The organism is Micromonospora sp. WMMD754 (assembly GCF_049315235.1).
GTDB classification, from domain to species: Bacteria; Actinomycetota; Actinomycetes; order Mycobacteriales; family Micromonosporaceae; genus Micromonospora; species Micromonospora sediminicola.
Genome location: NZ_CP186058.1, coordinates 4,059,148 through 4,080,776 on the forward strand (window position 1 = coordinate 4,059,148; position 21,629 = coordinate 4,080,776).

At 74.5% G+C, this 21,629-nt stretch carries 19 protein-coding genes; 6 read left to right on the top strand and 13 right to left on the bottom strand.

Going from position 1 to position 21,629, the window contains the following annotated elements:
- Positions 1–57 precede the first annotated feature (57 nt).
- A complete protein-coding gene (locus ACN27B_RS19710; RefSeq protein WP_099161757.1) occupies positions 58–1,716 on the top strand; it encodes an FAD-dependent oxidoreductase in 1,659 nt (552 codons plus the stop codon).
- Between the two features lie 55 nt (positions 1,717–1,771).
- The gene (locus ACN27B_RS19715) at positions 1,772–3,190 is read left to right on the top strand and encodes an ATP-binding protein (RefSeq protein ID WP_099161756.1); all 1,419 of its coding nucleotides are present in this window, start codon (positions 1,772–1,774) and stop codon (positions 3,188–3,190) included.
- 12 nt (positions 3,191–3,202) lie between these two features.
- On the opposite strand, the gene ACN27B_RS19720 is transcribed toward ACN27B_RS19715, so the two are convergent.
- Positions 3,203–4,030: a DUF72 domain-containing protein gene (locus ACN27B_RS19720; protein WP_216642387.1), complete on the bottom strand. Its 828-nt coding sequence runs from the start codon at positions 4,028–4,030 to the stop codon at positions 3,203–3,205.
- Between the two features lie 133 nt (positions 4,031–4,163).
- Here ACN27B_RS19720 and ACN27B_RS19725 point away from each other — a divergent pair, with 133 nt between their 5' ends.
- Positions 4,164–4,589, top strand: coding sequence for a VOC family protein (locus tag ACN27B_RS19725; RefSeq protein ID WP_091583820.1), 426 nt, complete (start codon positions 4,164–4,166; stop codon positions 4,587–4,589).
- Between the two features lie 42 nt (positions 4,590–4,631).
- On the opposite strand, the gene ACN27B_RS19730 is transcribed toward ACN27B_RS19725, so the two are convergent.
- The 4 genes from ACN27B_RS19730 to ACN27B_RS19745 form a co-directional block, all read right to left on the bottom strand.
- The gene (locus ACN27B_RS19730) at positions 4,632–5,624 is read right to left on the bottom strand and encodes a GGDEF domain-containing protein (protein ID WP_422741215.1); all 993 of its coding nucleotides are present in this window, start codon (positions 5,622–5,624) and stop codon (positions 4,632–4,634) included.
- A gap of 233 nt (positions 5,625–5,857) precedes the next feature.
- A complete protein-coding gene (locus ACN27B_RS19735) occupies positions 5,858–6,829 on the bottom strand; it encodes a phosphotransferase family protein (RefSeq protein ID WP_422741216.1) in 972 nt (323 codons plus the stop codon).
- The gene (gene prfH, locus ACN27B_RS19740; RefSeq protein ID WP_422741217.1) at positions 6,826–7,431 is read right to left on the bottom strand and encodes a peptide chain release factor H; all 606 of its coding nucleotides are present in this window, start codon (positions 7,429–7,431) and stop codon (positions 6,826–6,828) included. The genes ACN27B_RS19735 and prfH overlap by 4 nt, the downstream gene beginning before the upstream one ends.
- Entirely contained in the window at positions 7,428–8,576 is a 1,149-nt protein-coding gene (locus tag ACN27B_RS19745; RefSeq protein WP_422741218.1) for an RNA ligase RtcB family protein, read from the bottom strand. The genes prfH and ACN27B_RS19745 overlap by 4 nt, the downstream gene beginning before the upstream one ends.
- A 203-nt stretch (positions 8,577–8,779) precedes the next feature.
- On the opposite strand from ACN27B_RS19745, the gene ACN27B_RS19750 reads away from it, so the two are divergent.
- The gene (locus ACN27B_RS19750; protein ID WP_099161750.1) at positions 8,780–9,535 is read left to right on the top strand and encodes a peptidylprolyl isomerase; all 756 of its coding nucleotides are present in this window, start codon (positions 8,780–8,782) and stop codon (positions 9,533–9,535) included.
- Positions 9,536–9,597: 62 nt separating this feature from the next.
- Positions 9,598–10,575 carry a DUF2804 domain-containing protein gene (locus ACN27B_RS19755; protein ID WP_422741219.1) on the top strand — a complete coding sequence of 326 codons (978 nt, stop codon included), beginning with the start codon at positions 9,598–9,600 and terminating at the stop codon, positions 10,573–10,575.
- Between the two features lie 49 nt (positions 10,576–10,624).
- Here the strand turns inward: ACN27B_RS19755 and ACN27B_RS19760 are convergent, their stop codons facing one another.
- The 5 genes from ACN27B_RS19760 to ACN27B_RS19780 all read right to left on the bottom strand — a co-directional run bounded on the left by ACN27B_RS19760 (position 10,625) and on the right by ACN27B_RS19780 (position 17,750).
- Positions 10,625–11,998 (bottom strand): glycosyl hydrolase family 18 protein, encoded by a 1,374-nt coding sequence (locus tag ACN27B_RS19760; protein WP_422741220.1) that lies wholly within the window; start codon positions 11,996–11,998, stop codon positions 10,625–10,627.
- Between the two features lie 104 nt (positions 11,999–12,102).
- Complete coding sequence (locus tag ACN27B_RS19765) at positions 12,103–13,779, bottom strand: discoidin domain-containing protein (RefSeq protein WP_422741221.1); 1,677 nt, start codon at positions 13,777–13,779, stop codon at positions 12,103–12,105.
- A 144-nt stretch (positions 13,780–13,923) separates the two neighbouring features.
- On the bottom strand, positions 13,924–16,185 hold the full coding sequence (locus ACN27B_RS19770; RefSeq protein WP_422741222.1) for a catalase: 2,262 nt from the start codon (positions 16,183–16,185) through the stop codon (positions 13,924–13,926).
- 45 nt (positions 16,186–16,230) lie between these two features.
- A complete protein-coding gene (locus tag ACN27B_RS19775) occupies positions 16,231–16,920 on the bottom strand; it encodes a 4'-phosphopantetheinyl transferase family protein (RefSeq protein WP_099161745.1) in 690 nt (229 codons plus the stop codon).
- The gene (locus ACN27B_RS19780) at positions 16,917–17,750 is read right to left on the bottom strand and encodes a metallophosphoesterase family protein (RefSeq protein ID WP_099161744.1); all 834 of its coding nucleotides are present in this window, start codon (positions 17,748–17,750) and stop codon (positions 16,917–16,919) included. The genes ACN27B_RS19775 and ACN27B_RS19780 overlap by 4 nt, the downstream gene beginning before the upstream one ends.
- A 157-nt stretch (positions 17,751–17,907) precedes the next feature.
- On the opposite strand from ACN27B_RS19780, the gene ACN27B_RS19785 reads away from it, so the two are divergent.
- Positions 17,908–18,663 (top strand): hypothetical protein, encoded by a 756-nt coding sequence (locus tag ACN27B_RS19785; RefSeq protein WP_422741223.1) that lies wholly within the window; start codon positions 17,908–17,910, stop codon positions 18,661–18,663.
- 9 nt (positions 18,664–18,672) lie between these two features.
- On the opposite strand, the gene pip is transcribed toward ACN27B_RS19785, so the two are convergent.
- The 3 genes from pip to ACN27B_RS19800 all read right to left on the bottom strand — a co-directional run bounded on the left by pip (position 18,673) and on the right by ACN27B_RS19800 (position 21,605).
- Positions 18,673–19,629 carry a prolyl aminopeptidase gene (gene pip / locus ACN27B_RS19790; protein WP_099161742.1) on the bottom strand — a complete coding sequence of 319 codons (957 nt, stop codon included), beginning with the start codon at positions 19,627–19,629 and terminating at the stop codon, positions 18,673–18,675.
- 42 nt (positions 19,630–19,671) lie between these two features.
- A complete protein-coding gene (locus tag ACN27B_RS19795; RefSeq protein ID WP_099161741.1) occupies positions 19,672–20,046 on the bottom strand; it encodes a hypothetical protein in 375 nt (124 codons plus the stop codon).
- Between the two features lie 95 nt (positions 20,047–20,141).
- Positions 20,142–21,605, bottom strand: coding sequence for a hypothetical protein (locus tag ACN27B_RS19800; RefSeq protein ID WP_099161740.1), 1,464 nt, complete (start codon positions 21,603–21,605; stop codon positions 20,142–20,144).
- Between the last annotated feature and the right edge of the window lie 24 nt (positions 21,606–21,629).

Below are 21,629 nucleotides of genomic sequence, written 5' to 3' on the forward strand. Positions count from 1 at the left end.
CTGAGCCGGACCGGGCGGGTGGTGCGGGTCGGCCGCCGGTGGTGCTTAAGTGGGGCCATGCCCAACCCCGCGATCCTCACCGTCGACGACGACCCGGCCGTCTCCCGGGCGGTCGCCCGCGACATCCGGCGCCGCTACGGCGACCGCTACCGGGTGGTCCGCGCCGACTCCGCCGAGGCGGCCCTGGACGCGCTGCGCGAGTTGAGGCTGCGCGGCGAGCAGGTGGCGGTGCTGATCGCCGACTACCGGATGCCGCAGATGAACGGCATCGAGTTCCTCGAGGCCGCGATGGACCTCTTCCCCACCGCGCGTCGGGTGCTGCTCACCGCGTACGCCGACACCGACGCCGCGATCAACGCGATCAACGTGGTCGACCTCGACCACTACCTGCTCAAGCCGTGGCACCCGCCGGAGGAGAAGCTCTATCCGGTGCTGGACCAGCTGCTGGAGGCGTGGACGGCCGACGGCGCCACCACCACCCCCGAGCTGCGCGTGGTCGGGCACCGCTGGTCGGCGCCGTCGTTCACGGCCCGGGACTTCCTGGCCCGCAACCTGGTGCCGTTCCGCTGGGTGCCCGCCGACGAGCCGGAGGGCGCCGGGCTGCTCACCGCCGCGGGCGTCACCGCGAACGACGTACCCCTGGTGGTGACCGCGGACGGCAAGTCGCTGGTGCAGCCGTCGACGGCCGACCTGGCCGCGCAGGTCGGGCTGGCCACCACTCCGGCGGCCGAGTTCTACGACCTGGTGGTGGTCGGCGCCGGCCCGGCCGGGCTCGGCGCCGCCGTCTACGGCGCCTCCGAAGGGCTGCGAACGGTGCTGATCGAGCGGCGGGCCACCGGCGGGCAGGCCGGGCAGAGCAGCCGGATCGAGAACTACCTCGGCTTCCCGGACGGGGTCTCCGGCGCCCAGCTCACCGACCGGGCCCGCCGGCAGGCGCTGCGGTTCGGCGCGGAGCTGCTCAGCGCGCGCGAGGTGGTGTCGCTGGAGGACGCGGGCGGGGCGCGGGTGCTGCGGTTCAGCGACGGCAGCAGCGTCGCCGCGCACACGGTGGTGCTCGCCACCGGTGTCTCCTACCGGATGCTGCCGGCGCCCGGGCTGGCCGAGCTGACCGGCCGGGGCTGCTTCTACGGCTCGGTGGCCAGCGAGGCGCCGAGCTGCTCGGGGTCGGACGTCTACATCGTCGGTGGGGCGAACTCGGCCGGCCAGGCCGCCGTGCACTTCTCCCGCTACGCCCGCCGGGTGCATCTGCTGATCCGCGGCGAGGACCTGACCCGGTCGATGTCCAGCTACCTGATCGAGCAGATCGCCCGGATCGACACCATCGAGGTGCACCCGTGCACCGAGGTGGTCGGCGGCGCCGGCGGCGAGCACCTGGAACGGGTGACGCTGCGGGACGTGCGCACCGGCGCGACCCGCGAGGTGGAGACCTCCTGGCTGTTCGTGTTCATCGGCGCCGAGCCGCGCACCGACTGGCTCGGCGGCGCGGTCGCCCGCGACGGCCGGGGCTTCGTGCTCACCGGCCCGGACCTGACCCGGGGCGGGCGTCGGCCGCCGGGCTGGGCGTTGCCGCGCGACCCCTACCACCTGGAGTCCAGCATGCCGGGCGTGTTCGCCGCCGGGGACGTGCGGGCCGACTCGGTCAAGCGGGTGGCCTCGGCCGTGGGCGAGGGCGCGATGGCGGTCTCGCTGGTGCACCGCTATTTGGAGGCCCAGTGAGCGCGAGGAGTGAGCCGGGTTTGCGAGCCCCGCAGTCGCGAACGAAGGAGGCCCAGTGACCACGGACAGGCTCACCGTCGACGAGCTGCGGCGGCTCTTCCTGTTCGAGTCGCTCACCCCGGAGCAGCTGTCCCACCTGGCCGAGCACGGCCGGGTGGAGCGGCGCCGCGCCGGCGAGCCGGTCTACGTCGAGGGCGAGCCGGCGAGCTGCTTCTACGTGCTGCTCGACGGCACGGTCGCCATGCACCGCCGGGTCCAGGGCGACGAGGTGGAGCTGAGCCGGACCAGCCAGCCCGGCGTCTACGGCGGCGCGATGCAGGCGTACGTCGGGGACCCGGCCGAGCAGCGCTACCTGAACAGCCTCCGCGCGGTCACCGACTGCGCGGTGTTCGCCCTGCCGGCGGCGGTCATCGCGGACGCCATGCGCGGCTGGTTCCCGATGGCCACCCACCTGCTGGAGGGGCTGTTCGTCGGGATGCGCAACACGCAGACCATCGTCGGCGAACGGGAACGGCTGCTGGCCCTGGGCGCGCTGTCGGCCGGGCTCACCCACGAGCTGAACAACCCGGCGGCGGCCGCCGTGCGGGCCACCTCGGCGCTGCGCGGGCGGGTCGCGAAGATGCGGCACAAGCTCGCCATGATCGCCGACGGGCGGTTGGACGGGCGGCGGCTGCACGACCTGGTCGCCCTCCAGGAGGAGGCGGTGAAGCGGGCCGCCGCCGCGCCGGGCCTGTCGCCGCTGGCGGCCAGCGACGCCGAGGACGAGCTGGCCGACTGGCTCGACGACCACGGCGTACGGGGGGCCTGGGAGCTGGCCCCGACGCTGGTCGCGGGCGGCATCGACAGCGGGTGGCTCGCCCAGGTCGACGCGGCGGTCGGCGGCGACGACCTGGAGTCGGCGGTCCACTGGATCACCTACACCATCGACACCGAGCTGCTGATGGGCGAGATCGACGACGCGGTGACCCGGGTCTCCGGGCTGGTCGGGGCCGCCAAGCAGTACTCCCAACTCGACCGTGCGCCCTACCAGACGGTGGACGTGCACGACCTGCTCGACGCCACGCTGGTCATGCTCCAGGCGAAGGTGCCGGCGGGCGTGCGGGTGGTCAAGGAGTACGACCGGAGCCTGCCCGCCGTGCCGGCGTACGCCGCCGAACTCAACCAGGTGTGGACCAACCTCATCGACAACGCGCTCGCCGCGATGGCGGGCGAGGGCACGCTGACGGTCCGGACCGGGCGCACCGAGGACCGGCTGACCGTCGAGGTCCGGGACACCGGTCCGGGCATCCCGCCGGAGGTGCGGCCGCGCATCTTCGAGCCGTTCTTCACCACCAAGGCGGTCGGCGAGGGCACCGGTCTCGGCCTGGACATCTCGTACCGGATCGTGGTCAACAAGCACCACGGCGACATCCGGGTGCGGTCGGAGCCGGGGGACACCCGGTTCGAGGTGCTGCTGCCGCTGACGCCGGCCTGACCGGCCGGACAGTCAGAACAGCGTCGCCGGGCCGACCGGGGCCGGCTCGGGCAGCGGCGCCACCCCGGGCACCCGGGCGCGCACCTGGTCGTGGAAGCGGCGGGCCAGTTCGGGCGCGTCCGCGTTGTCCGGCGTGTGCACGAACACGGTCGGCGAGCGGCCCTCGCGCAGCCAGGCGGCGACCACGTCGAGCCACGGCTGCCAGCCCTCGACCGTGGTGGCCGGGTCGTCGCGGCCGAGGTAGCGCACCACCGGCCGGTCGGTCAATGCGCGGGTCCGCAGCGGCAGCCGGGGCTTGCGGGTCCACGCCTCCCGCTCCGCGTCGCTGGTCGGCGGCGTCCGGAAGAAGGCGGTGGTGTCGAACGGGACCCACTCCGCGCCGTGCCGGCCGAGCGTGTCCTCCAGCGCCCGCACCGCGCCGGGGTCGGTGAAGAAGGCGGGGTGGCGGACCTCGACGGCGTACCGGTGGGTGGTGGGCAGGGTGCGCAGGAACCGGTCCAGGACGGGCACGTCGTCGGGGGCGAACGCGCCGGGCAGCTGCACCCAGAGCATGTGGGCCCGGGGGCCGAGCGGCTCGACCGCGTCCAGGAACGCCCGCAGGTCGCCCTCGCCGCCGGTGAGCCGGTGCCCGTGCGTGACCGCCTTCGGCAGCTTGGGCAGGAACCGGAAGTCGGGGTCGGTCTGCTCCGCCCAGGACGCGACGGTCTCCCGGCTCGGGGTCGCGTAGAACGTCGTGTTGCCCTCGACCGCGTCGCACCAGCCGGCGTACGCGCGCAGCCGCTCGTGGGCCGGCAACGGGTGCGGCAGGAACCGCCCCGACCAGGACCGGTGCGTCCACATCGCACAGCCCACGTGCAGGCGCATCCGGTGTCCTCCCTCGCCGCGTCGCAGCCGCGCCCACCGTATCCAAGCGCCCGGCGGGCGGATTGGGCCGGGCCCGCCCGGGGCAGGAGGAGGTCCGGAGGTGGTGACGGTGACCGACGGACCGGGTCTGCGGCTGTGCCAGGTGGTGCTCGACTGCACCGACGCACGGGCCCTGGCCGAGTTCTACCGCGCGCTGCTGGGCCTGGTCTACCGGCCCGGGGACGAACCCCCGGCGGCCGGGGAGCCCGACGGGCGGGGCCGTGACTGGCTGGTGCTGCGGACCTCGGAGGGCGCCCCGCAGCTGGCGTTCCAGCAGGTCGAGCGGTTGCCGGCGGCGACCTGGCCGGAGGGGGAGGTGCCGCAGCAGCTGCACCTCGACCTGACCGTGCCGTCGGTGGCGGAACTGGACCGGCAGCACGAGCGGGTGCTCGCGCTCGGCGGCCGGCTGCTGCTGGACCGCGTCGACGACCCGGACGAGCCGTTGCGGGTCTACGCCGACCCGGCCGGTCACCCGTTCTGCGTCTTCGTCGCCTGACCCGGAGCCCTCCACCCGGCCGGGTCCGCAGCCGGGGCGTGGTCAGCCGCGTCCGCCGCCGTCGGCGAGCAGCCGGCCGCCGGCGCGTCCGCGCTGCTGTTTGACCCGGTAGAGCCGCTGGTCGGCGGCGTGCAGGAGCCGGTCCAGGGTGTCGCCGTCAAAGGGCGCGGTGGCGGTGCCGACGCTGACCGAGGTGAGCGGGCGCAGCGTCGTCTCGATCCGCGCCGCCGTCGAGCGGGCCGCCTCCGTGTCGGCGTCGGCGAGCACCACCACGAACTCGTCGCCCCCGATGCGGGCGATGGCGTCCCCGCCGCGCAGCACCTCGCGCGTCGCGGCCACCACCCGACGCAGCAGGTCGTCCCCGGCGGCGTGCCCGAGACGGTCGTTGACCAGCTTGAAGTCGTCCAGGTCGAGGCAGAGCAGCGACGGGCCGGGCCGACAGCCCGCGCGGAACAGGAAGCGGGCCAGTTCGGCCAGGCCGCGCCGGTTCAGCGCGCCGGTGAGCGGGTCCAGCGACGCCAGCGCCCGCAGCTGGGACCGCTGCCGGGCCAGCGCCCGGGTCTGGGTGGAGCAGACCGAGACGAGCACCAGCATGCCGGCGAGGTAGACGAAGACGTGCCCGCGCGGCGCGGGTGGCCCGGCGACGGCGACCAGGAGGTAGGTGCCGAGGATGAGCACCTCGAAGCCGAGCATCAGGCGCAGCTGCGGGGTGTAGCTGGCGACGAAGACGGCGGTGGTGACGAAGCCCAGCGCCGCGGGGGAGGAGACCCCGCCGTCGCCGAGCGCGCCCACCGCGGCCACCACCAGCGTGATCAGCAGCAGCGTGGAGGAGACCCGGTAGCTCCAGGTCTTCGACGTCACCCGGGTCGCGACCCACGAGCCCGCGACGCCGGCGACCAGACCGCAGCCGTACGCCCCGAGCATCAGCGGCCGGTGCGGCTCGGCGAGCGTCGTCAGGCAGTAGACGACGGCGACGGCGTGCGACACGGCGTGCAGCGCCGCGCTGAGCAGCGTGCGTCGGCGTCGCTCGGTCATCGGACGGCCCGCCGGGGCGGGTGTCGGCCGGGCGCCCCGGTGCGGGCACGGGCTCGGGCGACCGGCCCGCCCCCGCTGACGGCCGGTGTGGACGACACGCGCGCGGGGCAGCTCGCCACGTCGAAATTCAATGACCGGGCCGCCCGGTCGTCAAGAGGCGAACCGTTCATCAGGCGTTCATCGGTGCGAAATGAGACGGTGCCGTGACCTGCGGGTCACCATGCGTGAGCCGCTCAGAGCACGGAGAGCGCCGCGGCGATGTTCCGGTCGGCCAGCTCGCGCATCCACCGCCGGTCCGGGAAGTCGGTCCCGGCGATCCGCAGTGGACCCTCGATCAACGACAGCACCTGCGCGTACCGGTAGAACTCCAGCCGGTCGGCGTCGAGCGCGACCGGCCGCAGCGCCGGGTACGCGCCGCCGAAACGCAGCCGGAGCCAGGCGTGCTCCCACTCGACGTCGAACCAGGTCAGACCCTCGAAGTCGATCATCACCGGTTCGCCGGCCGGCGTGACGAGGACGTGGTCCGGGCCCAGCTCGCCGTGCACCAGCGCGTACGCCCGTCGCGGCGCCACCCGCTCCCGCAGCTCGCGCAGGTGGGCGGCGATCCGGTCCCGCGCCGCCGCCGGCCGGGGGTCCCGGGCGGCGGCCCCGTCGAGGTGCGCCAACGCCCGGTCCAGGACGACGTCCTCGGCCGCCCGCGCGACGGAGGCCCCCGGCGCGTCGGTGAGCCGGCCGTACCGGGGGCCGGCCGTGGTGTGCATCCGCCGCAGCGCGTGCCCGAGCCGGGCCAGTGGCGCGGCGGCCCGGACCGGGTCGCGGGCCAGCAACGCCTCCAGCGTCACCCCGCCGGCGTCCTCGACCAGCGCGACATCGGCGTCGAGGTGACGCCCGGCGCGGTCCACCGCGATCAGGCGCGGTACGCGCACCCCGGCGGCGGTGAGCGCGGCGTGGTTGGTGGCGAACAGGTCCGCCCCCGACGCCTCGGTGAACGGGTCGTCCGGGACCGTCGCCGACTCCGGCCAGTAGTTCTCCGCCGCCGACCAGACGTAGAGGACCACCGACCCGCCGTCGTCGAGCCCGATCCGGTACACGCCCTTGCGGGTCCCGCCGGTGAGCCGGTCCAGCGCGGTGACCCGCCGATCCAGGCCCAGCCGGTCGCGGACCAGGTCGCGGACGTCGTCGCGCCGCAGGAACGCCCGGGTCACGGTCGTTCCACCCGGACCGGGTCGCCCCGGACCAGCTCGTCGTGGATCCGCCAACGCGCCGTCGTGCCGGCGCGCCGGGCCGCGTCGTCGCCCTCGGCGAGCCGCCGCCGCAGCAGGTCGACGGCGATCCGCCGGTTGAGGTGCAGGTGCCGTTCGGTGTCCACCACCACGGTCAGGCCGGACGGGCGGTGGGTCGCGCGGACGGCGGTGCTGGCCTTGTTCCGGTGCTGGCCGCCCGGTCCGCCGGTGCGGCACGGCACGATCGCGACGTCCGCCTCGCGGAACGGGGTCGCCGCCACGTCGGCCCGGTGCGGCCGGGCGGTGACGTACCAGTTCTTCCGCCCGTGCCCCGGACGGTAGGGGCTGGCCGCCTGCCAGCAGAGCGTGCCGGTCCAGCCGACGGCGAACTCCTCCGCGCCCGCACCGCTGATCCGGACCAGCACGGACCGGTGGGTGCCCGGGCGCTCACCGGGCACCGTCTCGACCCGGACCACGCGCAGGCCGCGCCGGGCGGCGTCGGCCTCCAGGCGGGACAGCAGCCGGGCCAGCGCCCACGCGCACTCCTGCGGTCCGCGCCCGGCGGACAGGAACAGCTCCGTCACCGCCGGCTCCGGCGGCGACCCGCGCCGACGTCCGGGGTCTTGTAGGTGACCAGCGGCACCGTGGTGGTGACCGGCGTGGCCAGGTCGTGCGCCACCAGGTCCCCGATCACCTGCTCGATGCGCTTGTAGGCGGTGGGCGCCTCCTCGAACAGCAGCTGACGGTCGCCGCACACCACCAGCGACCCGACCGGCGTACGGCGCAGCTCCTCGACGGTGTGCTTGGCCCGGCCGCGGCGCAGCGCGTCGGCCCGGGACATCTTCCGGCCGGCGCCGTGCGCGACCGAGTGGTTGGCGTCCGCGCCGGCGTGCGCGGCCACCAGGTAGGACGGTGTGCCCCGGGTGCCGGCGACCAGCACGTCCCGGCCGTCGCCCGGGGCCACGCCCTTGCGGTGCAGGTAGCGCCCGTCGCGGATCTCGACCAGGTTGTGGCACTGGTCGACGACCGGCTCGGTCGGCTCGGCGCCCAGCGCGTACGCGACCCGGGCCGCGAGCAGCCGCCGGTTGAGCGAGCCCCACCGGACCGCCGCGTCGTGCCGGGCCAGGTAGGCGTCCGGGTCGGGCGCGGGGCCCGCCCCGTGCCGCTCGGTGTGCTCGCGCAGGATCCGCTCGCCCAGCCCGCGCGACCCGGAGTGCACCACCAGCACCAGGTCGCCGGTGGCCAGGCCGATGCGGTCGGCGTGCTCCGGCGCGAGGATCGGGCCGACGCGCGCCAACTCGACGAAGTGGTTGCCGCGCCCGACCGTGCCGAGGCCGTCCAGGTGTCCGGCGGGCACGTCCCCGGCCAGCACCGACCAGGCCGGGTCGTCGGCGTCCCGCTCCGGGTCGAGGGCGCGGTCCAGGTCCGGGAACCGGGCGGGCAGCCGTTCGGGTACGGCCCGCCGCAGCGCGATCGGGAACACCGCGATGCCGCACCCGATGTCGGAGCCGACCAGGAACGGGTAGAGCACCGTCGACGCCATCGCGGCGCCGATCGGCGCGCCCTTGCCGGGGTGCAGGTCCGGCATGGCGGCCACGTGCGCCATGCCGTCCAGCGCGGCGACCTGGTGGCACTGGTCCAGCGCGGCGGACTCGATCCAACTGCCGGGGGAGGAGAAGACGGAGACGGTGGCGGGCACTGCGGCCCGCCCGGAGGGGTGCACGGACACAGACGCTCGTTTCTGGGAAGGGCGGAGAGCGGCGAACGGCAGGCGGCTCGGCCTGCGGGCGGGGTGCGGTCCGTCAGAACGTCATGCCGACACCCTCCCGGATCCGGTACCGGACCGGCAACCGACTTTCGCACCGTCGACATCGGGCCACCGGATCCATAGACTCCGGTCTTTCTGGTACCACGAGTCCAGGGAGGACCCACGTGTCGAGCGAAACCCGACCGCACGTCGCCGTACCGCTGCTGGCCCGCCTCGCCGGGGTGGCGGTGACCGCCGCCGCGCTGGTCGCCGCCGGAGGTGTCGCCGCCACCGCGGCGCCGGCCGACCCCGCCCCGACGAAGGGGCCGTGCGCGTACACGCCGACGCCGGACGAGCCGGCCGCCCGGCCGGTGCCGCTGCCGCCCGACCCGCGGCGCACGCCGGACCGGGGGACGGTACGGGTGACCCTGCGCACCAACCAGGGCCCGATCGGGCTGACCCTCGACCGCGAGCAGGCCCCCTGCACGGTGCAGAGCTTCCTGCACCTGACCCGGCACAGGTTCTACGACCGGACGCCCTGCCACCGGCTCACCGCGTACCCGACGTTGAAGGTGTTGCAGTGCGGCGACCCGTCGGGGACCGGCGAGGGCGGCCCGGGCTACCGGTACCGCGACGAGCTGCCCACGGACCTGCCGCCGGCGCCGACCGATCCGACCGGGGTCCGCCGGCTCTACGCCCGCGGCACGCTGGCCATGGCGAACGCCGGCCCGGACACCAACGGCAGCCAGTTCTTCCTGGTCCAGTCCGACTCGGCGCTGCGCCCGAACTACACCGTCTTCGGCCAGATCGACGCGGCCGGGCTGGCCACGCTGGACCGGATCGCGGCCGGTGGCATCGCGGCCACCCCGGAGGACCCGGCGCCGGTCGACGGCGCGCCGGCCCTGCCGGTGGAGATCTGCCGGGCCAAGCGGGGCCGCTGACCGCCGGTGGCCCGGCGGAACGGCCGACGCCGGTCCGCCGGGCCGCCCGGTAGCCTGCGGCGATGACGCACGAGCGGGAGATCACCGAGCCGGTCGACCTGTGCCGGCCGGACGGCCGGCTGAACCCGGCGGCGGTCGGCTGGAGCCGGCGCCCCCTGCACCGGTCCCACCTGCGCGGCTGGGGTCGGGCCAAGCGGTGGGAGCACTGGGGCGTGGTCACCCCGACACACGTCCTCGGCCTGGTCGCGTCCTCGCTGGACTACGCCGGCGTGCAGAGCCTCTACCTGCTCGACCGGCGCACCCGCCGGGAGACCGTCGCCGAGGCGGTCGTGCCGTTCGCCCGGGGCACGGAGTTCCCGCCGGTCAGCGGCGCCGGCCTGGTCCGGGCCCGCGGTGGCGGGCTGACCATCGACATCGACCAGGGGGCCGACGGCAGCACCGTGCGGGCCACGGCGCCCGGTGTCGAGGTCGACCTGGTGGTGCCGTTGCCGCCGGGGCACGAGTCGCTCGGCGTGGTGGTGCCGTGGAGCACCCGCCGGTTCCAGTACACGGTCAAGGACGTCGGCCGTCCGGTGCGGGGCTCGATCCGCATCGACGGCACGGACCACCCGGTCGGCGCCGACTCGTTCGCGGTGCTCGACCACGGGCGCGGCAAGTGGCCGTACGCGGTGCGCTGGAACTGGGCGGCCGGCTGCGGCCCGGGTCGGGCGATCCAGGTGGGCGGGAAGTGGACCGACGGCACCGGTTCGACCGAGAACGCGGTCTTCGTCGACGGCCGGTTGCACAAGATCGGCGCCGATCTCACCTGGCGCTACGACCGGTCCGACTGGCTGCGGCCGTGGCGGATCACCGGCGACCGGGTGGACGTCACGTTCCACCCGTTCCACGAGCGGGTGGCGCGCACCAACCTGCTCGTGCTGGCCGGGGAGACGCACCAGTGCTTCGGGCACTTCACCGGCTGGGCGGCCACCGACGACGGCGAGCACGTCGACCTCGACGGCCTCACCGGCTGGGCCGAGGAGGCGCGCAACCGCTGGTGACACGCGTCCCCGCCGCACCGGCACGGTGCGGCGGGGACGTGTCGGGCGGTCAGGCCGGCAGCCGCCAGACCTGGTTGGCGCCGCCGAAGCAGTCCCAGATCTGCAGCCGGGTGCCGTCGGCGGAGCTGTTGCCGGTGGCGTCCAGGCACCGGTTGGACACCGGGTTGCGCAGCGTGCCGTTGCTCTGCGCCTGCCAGACCTGGGCGGCGGTGCCGTTGCAGTCCCAGAGCTGGATCTTCGTGCCGTTCGCGGTGCCGGCGCTGGTGACGTCGAGGCACTTGCCCAGCGCCCGCAGCGTGCCGTCGCCGGCCACGGTCCAGTTCTGCGCGGCGGTGCCGTTGCAGCCGTAGAGCTGGATCGCGGTGCCGTTGGCGGTGCCCGCGGCGGCGACGTCGACGCACTTGCCGGCGATGCCGGTGATCGGCCCGGTGCGCCCGGACGGGGGTGGTGTGCCGCCGCCGGTGACCGTGTCGTAGATCGCGCCGACCAGCGAGGTCGAGCCGGTGGTGTCCTGCGACAGCTCCCAGTTCATCATGCCGCCGGCGTTCGCCATGGCCCACTGCGTCTTGCGCCTGACGGTCGGGACGCCGTTGTAGCACTGCTGCGCGCCACCGGCCGTGGTGCAGTCCCGGTTGGCGTTGGCCGGGTCCATGCCGACCAGCGCGGCGTAGGTGTAGTAGCCGGGCCGGCTGTAGAACGGCACGCCGAGCACCGCCTTGGCCGCCGGCAGGCCGCGTGCCTTCCACCCGTTGACGGCGGCGATCGACCAGTCGTAGTTGGCGTGCGGGCTGCCGCCGTCGTACGCCATGATGTTGAGCCAGTCGACCGAGCCGAAGACGGCGGTCGGGACGCCGGTGACGTAGTAGCCCTCGGCGACCACCGCGGCGGTGAGCAGCTTGCCCCGGCTGTGCAGGGCGCTGCCGAGCTGTTGCATCAGCAGCGTGTAGTTGTTGGCCGACGTCCCCGGATCGGGATACTCCCAGTCGATGTCGACGCCGTCGAGGTTGTACTGGTTGACGAAGGCGACCACGTTGTTCACGAACGCGCCGCGAGCGCCGGAGGTGGCGGCGAGCGCCTCGAACGCGGAGTCGTCGCCGTCGTTCCAGCCGCCGATCGCGATGGAGACCTTCACGTTGTTGGCGTGCCCGAGCGAGACCAGCGAGGAGAGCTTGCTCGGGTTCTCCACCGCGCGCAGGCTGCCGTCGCCGTTGGGCAGCACGAAGGCGTAGTTGACGTGGGTGAGCTTGCCGTACTGGACGGTGTTGACGCTGCCGCTCCAGGACGGCAGGTAGCCGACGCTCTTGAAGTTTCCGGGCAGCACGACCGCCTCGGCGGCGGACGGGGCGAGGGTGAGGGTGGCGGCGGTGGTGGCCAGCGCGAGCGCACCGGCGGCGAGGCGGCGCCGGAGGTGGGGTCTGGGCATCGAGGGGGCCTTCCCGGGGGACGGGGGTGGACAGGGGGTCTTCCTCGAGGTGGACCAAATATTAAAGAGTATTAACTAAGCCGTCAACGATGTGCGTCGATGAACTACCCGGCGTACGCGGACAGGTGCGCGAGCTGCCCCGCCGGCCAGCCGGTGTTGGCGGTGAACCGCACCCGCAGGTGGCGGACGGAGGTGGCGGAGAGGGTCACCGTCGCCTCGTTGCCGGTCGCCGGGTCGAAGCGGACGCCGGTCGGCCCGGTGAGCGTGGCGAAGTCGGCGCCGTCGACGCTGCCCTGCACGGACAGCGTCTGGGTCCGGGCCTCCCACCCGGGCGGCAGCGCGAGCACCAGGCGGGTGACCGGGTGGCTGGCGCCCAGGTCGACCTGCCACCACTGGGGAAACGCGCCGTTCGCCGACTCCCAGTAGCTGCCCCGGTCGCCGTCGACGACGTTGCCGGCGCCGTACGGGCCGTTCTGCTGGCTGCTCGCGGTCGCCGGCCGGCCGGCCGCCAGGTCGTCGGCGGGTGGCTGCCCACCCCCGACCACCGGCGGGGTGGGGCGCGTCGCGGTGAGCGCCAACTGTCCCTTGAGCATCCGTCCGCCGTCGGCGGTGATCCGCAGGTAGTAGTCGGCCGAGCAGGCGGTGCCGTCCTCGTCGAGGGCCCGGATCCCCACGCCCGCCGGGGTGGTCGCGCCGGTCTCGCTCGTCTTGGCGATCTGGTTGCCTTCGTTGAACTCGTCGAACATCGACACGTAGAGGCCGTGGGCGCCGAGCCGCACCATGTTGTACAGGTGCCGCCAGTAGAAGTCGCCGTGCCGTCGGTGCCCGGCGGACAGGTCGCCGGGCATCACGCAGGGCTGGTAGTCGATGCCGTGGGCGGCGCAGTCGGCCAGGTCGGGGACGTTGACGTTGTCGTGGAACCAGTCCAGCCCGTCGAGCGAGCCGGTGCGCCCGACCATCCACGGCGACAGCATGTCGAACGCCCGGTAGACGTCGCCGAAGCCGGGCCGGGAGTCGTTGATCCCCTGCCGCCAGTAGGTGGGCACCCCGCCGATCACGTAGCAGCCCTGCGCCCTGAGCCACCGCACCACGTCCAGGCAGGCGGCGGGGGCGAAGGGGCGGCCGTCGTCGGCGAAGCCGAATCCCCACACGCAGACGACCGGCCGGCCGTTCTGCCGGGCGTACGCCGGTGACGCGGTGTGCGCCGACATCCGGGTGGCCCAGTCCTCCTTGAGCTGCGACTGCATGGCCGTCCAGCCGGTGACGTCGTACATGACGTAGAACGTGCGGCCGAAGCGTTCGGCCGCCGACCGGACCTTCGCCGCCATGGCGTCGCGGGTCGGCCCCTCGTCGCCGAACGGGTTGAACCGTTGCAGCGCGGCGGTGTCGCAGCCGTGCTCGCGCATCCAGCGGAAGTGGGTGTCCACGGTCTGCTGGTCGTAGGAGGAGAAGAGCGTGGCCGGTCGGCCGTCACCGCGGTTCGGGTACGCGGTGGCGTAGCCGCGGTCGTACTCGCGCATGTCCGGCCAGGAGACGATGGTCGTGTTGGCCGGTGAGGGGGACTGGAACCGGTCCCGGCTCCAGTGCCACCAGCCGCCGATCGGGGCGCCGTCACCGGGGCAGCTGAACCAGCCCTGGTAGCCGACGGTGACCTTCCCGACCACGTCGCCCGGCGGGCTGGCGGCGGCGGCCGGAGCGGGGGGAAGCGCGAGGTCGGGGAGCACGGCGATCGCGGATCCGGCGAGCGCGGACCGGATCAGGGTGCGGCGGGAGGGCGCCATGGGACCGTTCCTTCGGAAGAGGGGAAGAAATCGACGGTCATCATGGCAGTGGGCGACGTCATGCTGCAATACTGAGACAGGTCAATGAAAGAAACGGCGAGGGACGGCCCGCCCGTGGCGGACCGCCCCTCGCCGGTGCGTCGGTCAGGCGACCGAGGCCGGGAACCGCTCCCAGACCCGGTGCGCCGCCATCAGCCGCTGCACCGACTCCAACGCCTCGGCGCCGGAGCCCTCGGCGACCACGCCCGGCGAACCGGCCACCCCGGTCTGCCGCAGCACCTCCGCGCCGGCGCCCCACGCGCCGATCGCCTTGGCGTGCCGCCACGCCTCCTCGACCAGCAGCAGCACCCGCGGGTCGACGGTGGACGAACCCGTCGCGCCGGCCTTGGCGTCGCGGGCCGGCAGCGCGTCCGGCGCCGGCGCCGGGGCGCCGGCCAGCAGGACCGCGTCGAACTCGACCGAGCGGGCGGTGGCGAACGTGCGCTGCACCGGCAGCCCGCCGACCGTGCCGCCGTGCGCGGCGACCAGCAGCGGCACCATGCCGGCGGCGAACACCGCCCGCCGGACCTCGGCGACGTCGTCCAGGTCGCCGTCCGCGTCGACCACGATGCCGACCATCCGGCCGTCGGCCGGCCACTCCCGGCCGACCTGGGACAGCGCCGGGCTGGGCTGCGCCTCCGCCAGCGGCACGGTGGGCTGCGGCGCGGGCAGGCCCAGACCGGTGGCGACCTGCTCGCACAGCACCGGGTCGATGTTGGCCAGGCTCTGCAGCTGCCGCTCCTTGATCGCCTGGTGGTAGCACTTGCCCAGCTCGAACGTGTACGCCCGGACGATGTGCTCCTTCTCCACCGGCGACATGCTCGCCCAGAAGAGCCGGACCTGGCTGAAGTGGTCGTCGAAGGACGCCGGCGCGGCCCGGACCTTGGGCGCCTCGGCCACCGTCACCGGGACATCCACGAACGCGTGCTCGCGGTCGCCGGCCGGGAACGGGTTGCCGCCGTCGAGCGAGTTCGGCCGGTACGGCGCCACCCCGGCGTGCACCGCCTGCTGGTGGAAGCCGTCGCGGAGCATGTCGTTGACGTCGGCGTGCGGCCGGTTGATCGGGATCTGGGTGAAGTTCGGCCCGCCCAGCCGGGTCAGCTGCGTGTCCAGGTACGAGAAGAGCCGGCCCTGCAACAGCGGGTCGTTGGTGACGTCGATGCCGGGCGGCAGGTGGCCCACGTGGAACGCCACCTGCTCGGTCTCGGCGAAGAAGTTGCGCGGGGTCCGGTTGAGCGTGAGCCGGCCGATCGGCTGCACCGGCGCCAGCTCCTCCGGCACGATCTTCGTCGGGTCGAGCAGGTCGATCCCGGCGAACGTCTCCTCCGGGGTGTCCGGGAAGACCTGGATGCCCAGCTCCCACTCCGGGTACGCGCCGGCCTCGATGGCGTCGTAGAGGTCGCGGCGGTGGAAGTCCGGGTCGATCCCGTTGATCAGCTGCGCCTCCTCCCACTCCAGCGAGTGCACGCCGAGCTTCGGCTTCCAGTGGAACTTGACCAGCACCGTCGCGCCGGCTTCGTTCACCAGGCGGAAGGTGTGCACGCCGAAGCCCTCCATGGTCCGGTAGGACCGCGGGATGCCCCGGTCGGACATGTTCCAGATGGTGTGGTGCTGCGCCTCGGTGTGCAGCGAGACGAAGTCCCAGAACGTGTCGTGCGCGCTCTGCGCCTGCGGGATCTCCCGGTCCGGGTGCGGCTTGCCGGCGTGGATGATGTCCGGGAACTTGATCGCGTCCTGGATGAAGAAGACCGGCATGTTGTTGCCGACCAGGTCGAACGTGCCCTCGTCGGTGTAGAACTTGGTGGCGAAGCCCCGGGTGTCGCGCACCGTGTCGGCCGACCCGCGCGAGCCCAGCACGGTGGAGAAGCGGACGAAGACCGGCGTCTCCCGGCCCTTCTTCAGGAACCCGGCGCGGGTGACCTCCTCGGCGGTGCCGTAGGCGACGAACACGCCGTGCGCGCCGGCGCCCCGGGCGTGCACCACCCGCTCCGGGATCCGCTCGTGGTCGAAGTGCATGATCTTTTCGCGCAGGTGGTGGTCCTGCAACAGCACCGGACCGCGGGGCCCGGCCTTCAGCGAGTGGTCGGTGTCGCGCAGTCGCGCACCGTTGGCGGTGGTGAGATACGCCCCCTGCTGTCCCTTGGCGATCTTCGGGACGCCGGTCTCGGCGCCGGTCGGGGTGCGGGTGTCCGGTGCGCCCTGCTCGTCCGTGGGCGGCAGCGGGCCGTGCGGCGCGGTGGGCTCGTCGAGCGACGGCGGCGCGCTGCCCGGCGCGCCCGGCACGTCCGGGGCCAGCGCGTCGCCGACCTTCTCGACGGCGGCTTCGACGACACCCTTGACGACCTGGGCGGGCTTGCTGGATTCCATCAGGACCTGTCCTCCCTGCGGCGAAATGACCAGGTCCTCAGGCCCCTACCCCGGGTCGGGCCGGGCAAACAAGGACGAACCGGTGGACACCGCGACGGCGGTCACCACCAGTCCGCGCGCGACCAGCCAGCGGCCGTGGAGCAGGCGCAGCGGCGGGCCCCCGTCGGCCCGGGCGCCGTCGACCAGCACCCGGGCGACGAACCGGCCGGCCGGGTCGATGGTCAGCTCCGCGTCCTCGAAGCCGAGCCAGCGCCCGGTCAGCGGGTACCACGCCTTGTAGACCGACTCCTTGGCGCTGAACAGCAGCCGGTCCCAGTGCACCGTCGGGTGGGCGGCCCGCAGGCCGGTCAGGTGCTCCGGCTCGCCGGCGGCGGTGACCGCGCCCGCGACCCCGTCGGGCAGCGGCTCGTGCGGTTCGGCGTCGATGCCCAATCCGGCGAGCGAGGCGCCCGGGGCCACCGCGGCGGCTCGGTATCCGGCGCAGTGGGTGATGCTGCCCACCACCCCGGCCGGCCAGATCGGCTCTCGCCGGGGGCCGGGGCGGATCGGCGCCGGCGCGTACCCGAGCTCGGCCAGCGCCTCCCGCGCGCAGCGCCGGGCGGTGACGAACTCCCGGCGGCGGCCGTCCACCGCGCGGGCGACCAGGTCCTCCTCGCCGGGGTACGGCGGCTCGCCGGGCACGTCGGCGTACGCCTCGACCGCGACGGTGCCCGCCGGCAGCAGCGCCTCGATCACGTGTCGTCGCCGAGGACGCGTCGCATCGGCCGGGGCTCGCCGCCCCGCCGCCCCCACTCGCGCGGGTAGCCCAGCGACACCTCCTCGAAGCGCACCCCGTCGTACCGGGTGGTGCGGGGGATGTGCAGGTGCCCGTAGACCGCGACGGCCGCCCGGTGCCGCACGTGCCAGTCGGCGGTGCGGTCGGTGCCGCACCACTGGGCGAACTCCGGGTACCAGAGCACCTCGGTGGGCTGGCGGACCAGCGGCCAGTGGCTGACCAGCACCGTCGGCAGCGCCGGGTCGGTGGCGGCCAGCCGCCGCTCGGTCACCGCCAGCCGGGCCCGGCACCAGGACTCCCGGTCCGGGTACGGGTCGGGGTGCAGCAGCATCTCGTCGGTGCACACCACGCCGGCGGCGTAGGCGGCGGCCAGCGAGTCCTCCTTCGTGGTGGTGCCGGGGGCGCGGAAGGAGTAGTCGTAGAGCACGAACAGCGGCGCCACGGTGACCGGCCCGCCGACGCCCCGGAACACCGGGAAGTCGTCCTCCGGGGTGAGCACGCCGAGGTCGCGGCACATCCCGACGAGCGCCTCGTAGCGCGCCACCCCGCGCAGCGTCACCGGGTCGGTGGGGTGGGTCCACAGCTCGTGGTTGCCGGGCGCCCAGACGACCGTGGCGAACCGGTCGCGCAGCAGCCGCAGCGTCCGCTCGACGTCGGCGAACACCTCGCCGACGTCACCGGCGACGATCAGCCAGTCGTCCGCCGTCTCCGGCCGCAGGCCGTCCACCACGGCCCGGTTCTCCGCGTACGACACGTGGAGGTCACTGACCGCGTAGAGCGCACCCGTCACCCGGTCGATCTTGCCAGCGGCGCCGTCCGATGACCAGGCTCCGGGTGGCACGGTGTCGGGGGTCCGACGCACAATGGGCGGCATCGGTGTCGCGACCCCGGCGGCGTGCAGGGCCGAGCGGGATGAAACGTCGACTCTTCACGGAAGGGGCGACGGCATGCACCCGATGCTGCGTCGGCTCGACGACCTCGCCACCCACCTCGCCACCCGACCGGACGCCGTGGCGCTGCTCGGCCTCGGCTCGGCCGGGGTGGACCACGACCGGCTCGACGACCACTCCGACCTCGACTTCTTCCTGGTCGTCGCGGACGGCGCGGTGGCCCGCTACGCGGAGGACATCGACTGGCTCGGCGCGCCCTGTCCGGTGGCGTACAGCTTCGCCAACGAGCGCAACGGCCGCAAGGCGCGCTACGCCGACGGCATCTTCGTCGAGTACGCGATCTTCACCGTGGCCGAGCTGGCCCGGCTCCCGTTCACCGGGGCGCGGGTGGTCTGGCAGCGCCCCGACGCGCCGCCCGGCCTCGCCGACGCCGGCGCGCCGGCCGGCGCGCCCACCCCGTACGACACGGTCGAGTTCCACCTCAACGAGGCGCTCACCAACCTGTACGTCGGCCTGCACCGCGAACTGCGCGGCGAGCGGCTCACCGCGGCGCGGTTCATCCAGACGTACGCGGTGGACCGGGCGTTGGCCCTGCTGCGCCTCACCACGCCGGCCGCGCACCGGCGGGACCCGTTCGACCCGAGCCGCCGGGTCGAGCAGGCGTACCCGCCGGAGGTGCTGCCCCTGGCCGAACTGGTGCCCGGCTACCGGCACAACCGCGCCGCCGCCCGGGCGATGCTCCACTGGCTGGAGTCCCGCTTCCCGGTCGATCCGGCCATCGGCGAGCCGATCCGCGACCTGCTGGCCCGCTGACGTGCCGGCTCAGCCGACGAGGTCGGCCACCCGGTCGGTGGCGCGCAGCAGCTCCCGGGCGATGCCCGGCTCCGCCGCCGAGTGCCCGGCGTCCGGCACGATCCGCAGCTCCGCCTCCGGCCACCGCCGGGCCAGGTCGTACGCGGACACCGGCGGGCAGCACAGGTCGTACCGGCCGTTGACGATCACGGCGGGCAGGTGGCGGATCCGGTCCACCCCGTCGAGCAGTTGCCCCTCGGCGAGGAAGCCGCCGTTCAACGCGTAGTGGGACAGGATCCGGGCGATCGGCAGCGCCTGCTCGTCGGCGGTGAGGTGGGCGAGCAGCTCCGGGTCGGGCCGCAACGACGAGTTGACCGCCTCCCACCGCCCCCAGGCCCGCGCGTAGGCCCGGGCCTCGGCCTCGTCCGGGCCGTGCAGCCGCCGGTGGTAGGCGGCCAGCACGTCGTCGCGCTCGGTCGGCGGGATCGGGGCGACGAACCGGTCCCACTCCTCGGGTTGCAGGTGGCGCAGGCCGCCCTGGTAGAACCACTCCCGCTCGCTGCGGCGCAGCAGCAGCACGCCGCGCAGCACCAGACCGGTCACCCGCTCCGGGTGGGTCTGCGCGTAGGCCAGCCCGAGCGTGGCCCCCCACGATCCACCGAAGACCATCCAGGAGGCGATCCCGAGGTGCCGCCGGATCGTCTCCAGGTCGGACACCAGGTGCCAGGTGGTGTTGGCCGCCAGCCCGCCGAACGGTGTGCTGCGACCCGCGCCGCGCTGGTCGAACAGGACCGCCCGGTAGCGCGCCGGGTCGAAGAACCGCCGGGCCGCCGGCACCAGGCCGCCGCCCGGCCCGCCGTGCAGGAAGACCACCGGTACGCCGTCCGGCCGCCCCACCTCCTCCACGTGCAGGACGTGGCCGTCGCCGACCGGCACGCGGTGGACGGCGTACGGCTCGACGGGCGGGTGCAGGCCGACTCCGGTCATGCCCGCTGATTCTGCCCGCCCGGCCCGCGCCGCGCGGACCGGTCAGCAGGCGACGTTGCCGCCGAGGTTGTCGAGCAGGGCGTCGGCGACCCAACCGGAGACGCCGGTGGAGGTGTCCCGCAGGTAGGTCCAGGTGTAGGTGGTGTGGCCGTTCGCGCTGACCCGGTCGCCGCTGGCGAAGCAGTGGAAGTCGACGCTGTGGCTCAGCTGGCCGTAGCCGAGGGAGCCGCAGGTGGTGTGCGGGCCGGTGCGGATGTTGACGTTGGTGGCGTTGAAGAGCTGGCCGAACTTCGGGTCGACGTTGGAGTGCGAGTGACTGCAACTCGCGCTGGCCGGTGCGGCCGAGCCGACCACCGCGACAGCCGCCGCGGCGACGGTCAGGACGACGGCCGCGCCGATCGAGGATGCTTTTCGCATGTCCACCAACCCCCGTGAAGGATCGAGTCCTGCCCTACACATCGATGCAGATATTTGCATATGGCAAAGGATGGTGGCAAGGTCCGGCGTCCCGCTCAGGCCGGGGCACGCACCCCGGTTTCCGGACCGGTGGTCTCCGCCTCCGGCACCGGGCGCGGCGCCGGCGTCCGCACCGCGAAGGCGTCGAAGCTCGGCCCGTCCAGCCGCTCGATGAAGGGCTCGGCGGTCGGCCGATCGGTGTCGCCCGGGTCCGTCTCGGCCCGGTCGGCATCGACCCGCGCCGGCTCGGCCGCCACCATCGGTGCGGCGGCCGGACGCGCGCCCACCTGCGGGTACTCGGCCGTCTCCCCGCCGCCCGCGGCGGCCGCCATCACCGCCGCCGCGGCCAGGTCGGCGACCCGCTTGGCCTCCCGCTGCACCCGGGCCCGGGTCTCCTTGGCGTGCTGCTCGGCCAGCTCCGCCGCGCGTCGCGCCTCGTCCAGCCGCTTGGTCTCGGCGGCCAGGTCCCGGCGGACGCCGACCAGCCGCTCCTCCAGCTCCGCGCCGGACCGCTCGATCGCGGCGATCTCGCCGCGGGTCTCCTCCAACTGGGTGCCGACGGTCTCCAGCTCGGACGTGAGCCGGGCCAGGGCCTCCTGCCGCTGCTGGACCTCCCGCTGGACGGTGGCGAGCTGCTCCTGGTGCGCCGCGGTCTCCTCGTCGGCCCGCTCCCGCACCTCGGTGGCGTACTGCTGGGCCTCGGCGACCAGGGCGGCGATGTCCCGCTCGGCGGCGCTCGCCCGGTCGGCCAGCTCCTGCTCCGCCGCGGCCCGCCGCTCGTCCAGCTCCCGCGCCATGGTGGCCTGCCACTGGGCCAGCTCCTGCTGCGCCTTGCTGCGGGTGGCCTGCACCTCCTGCTGGATCTGGGTACGCGCGGCCTTCACCAGCGCCTCGGACGCGGACCGGGCCTGCTCGACCTGCTGGGCGCTCTGCTCGGTGATCCGCTTCGCCTCCTGCTGGGCCCGGTCGTGCGCGGCCTGGCCCTCGGTGCGCAGCTTCTCCGCCAGCTCGCGCACGGCGGTCAGCTCCGCCTGCGCGGCGGCCCGCCGCTCCTCGTCCACCCGCTCCTGCTCGGCCCGGCGGGCGGACAGCTCCTCGTCCAGCTCGCGCCGCTCCCGGGCGGCCTGCTCCTGGGCCGCGGTCAGCACCTTCTCCGCCTGCGCCTGGTGGTCCTCCGCGCGTCGGGTGGCCATCTCGGTGATCTGGCCGGCCTGCTTCTCGGCCAGGTCGAGGATCTGGTCGACCATCGGCCCCAGGTCGCGGAACGAGGCCCGGTCCACCGCCGTCGGGCGGTCCCGCAGCTCGACCGCCTCGGCCTGCGCCCGCTGCACCTGCGCGGTCAGCTCCCGCACCTGCGCGAACGCCCGGTCCCGGGCGGCGGTCAGCGCGTTCACCTCGCCGTCCATCTGCTCGACGTACCGGTCCACCTGACGCTTGTCGTAGCCGCGCAGCGCCGGGTCGAACCGGGGGCGTGCGGACACGTCGTCGTGGGGTGCGAACGGTTCCTCACCGTTGGACATGCGCCATCCTCCGTCGGTTCGCCA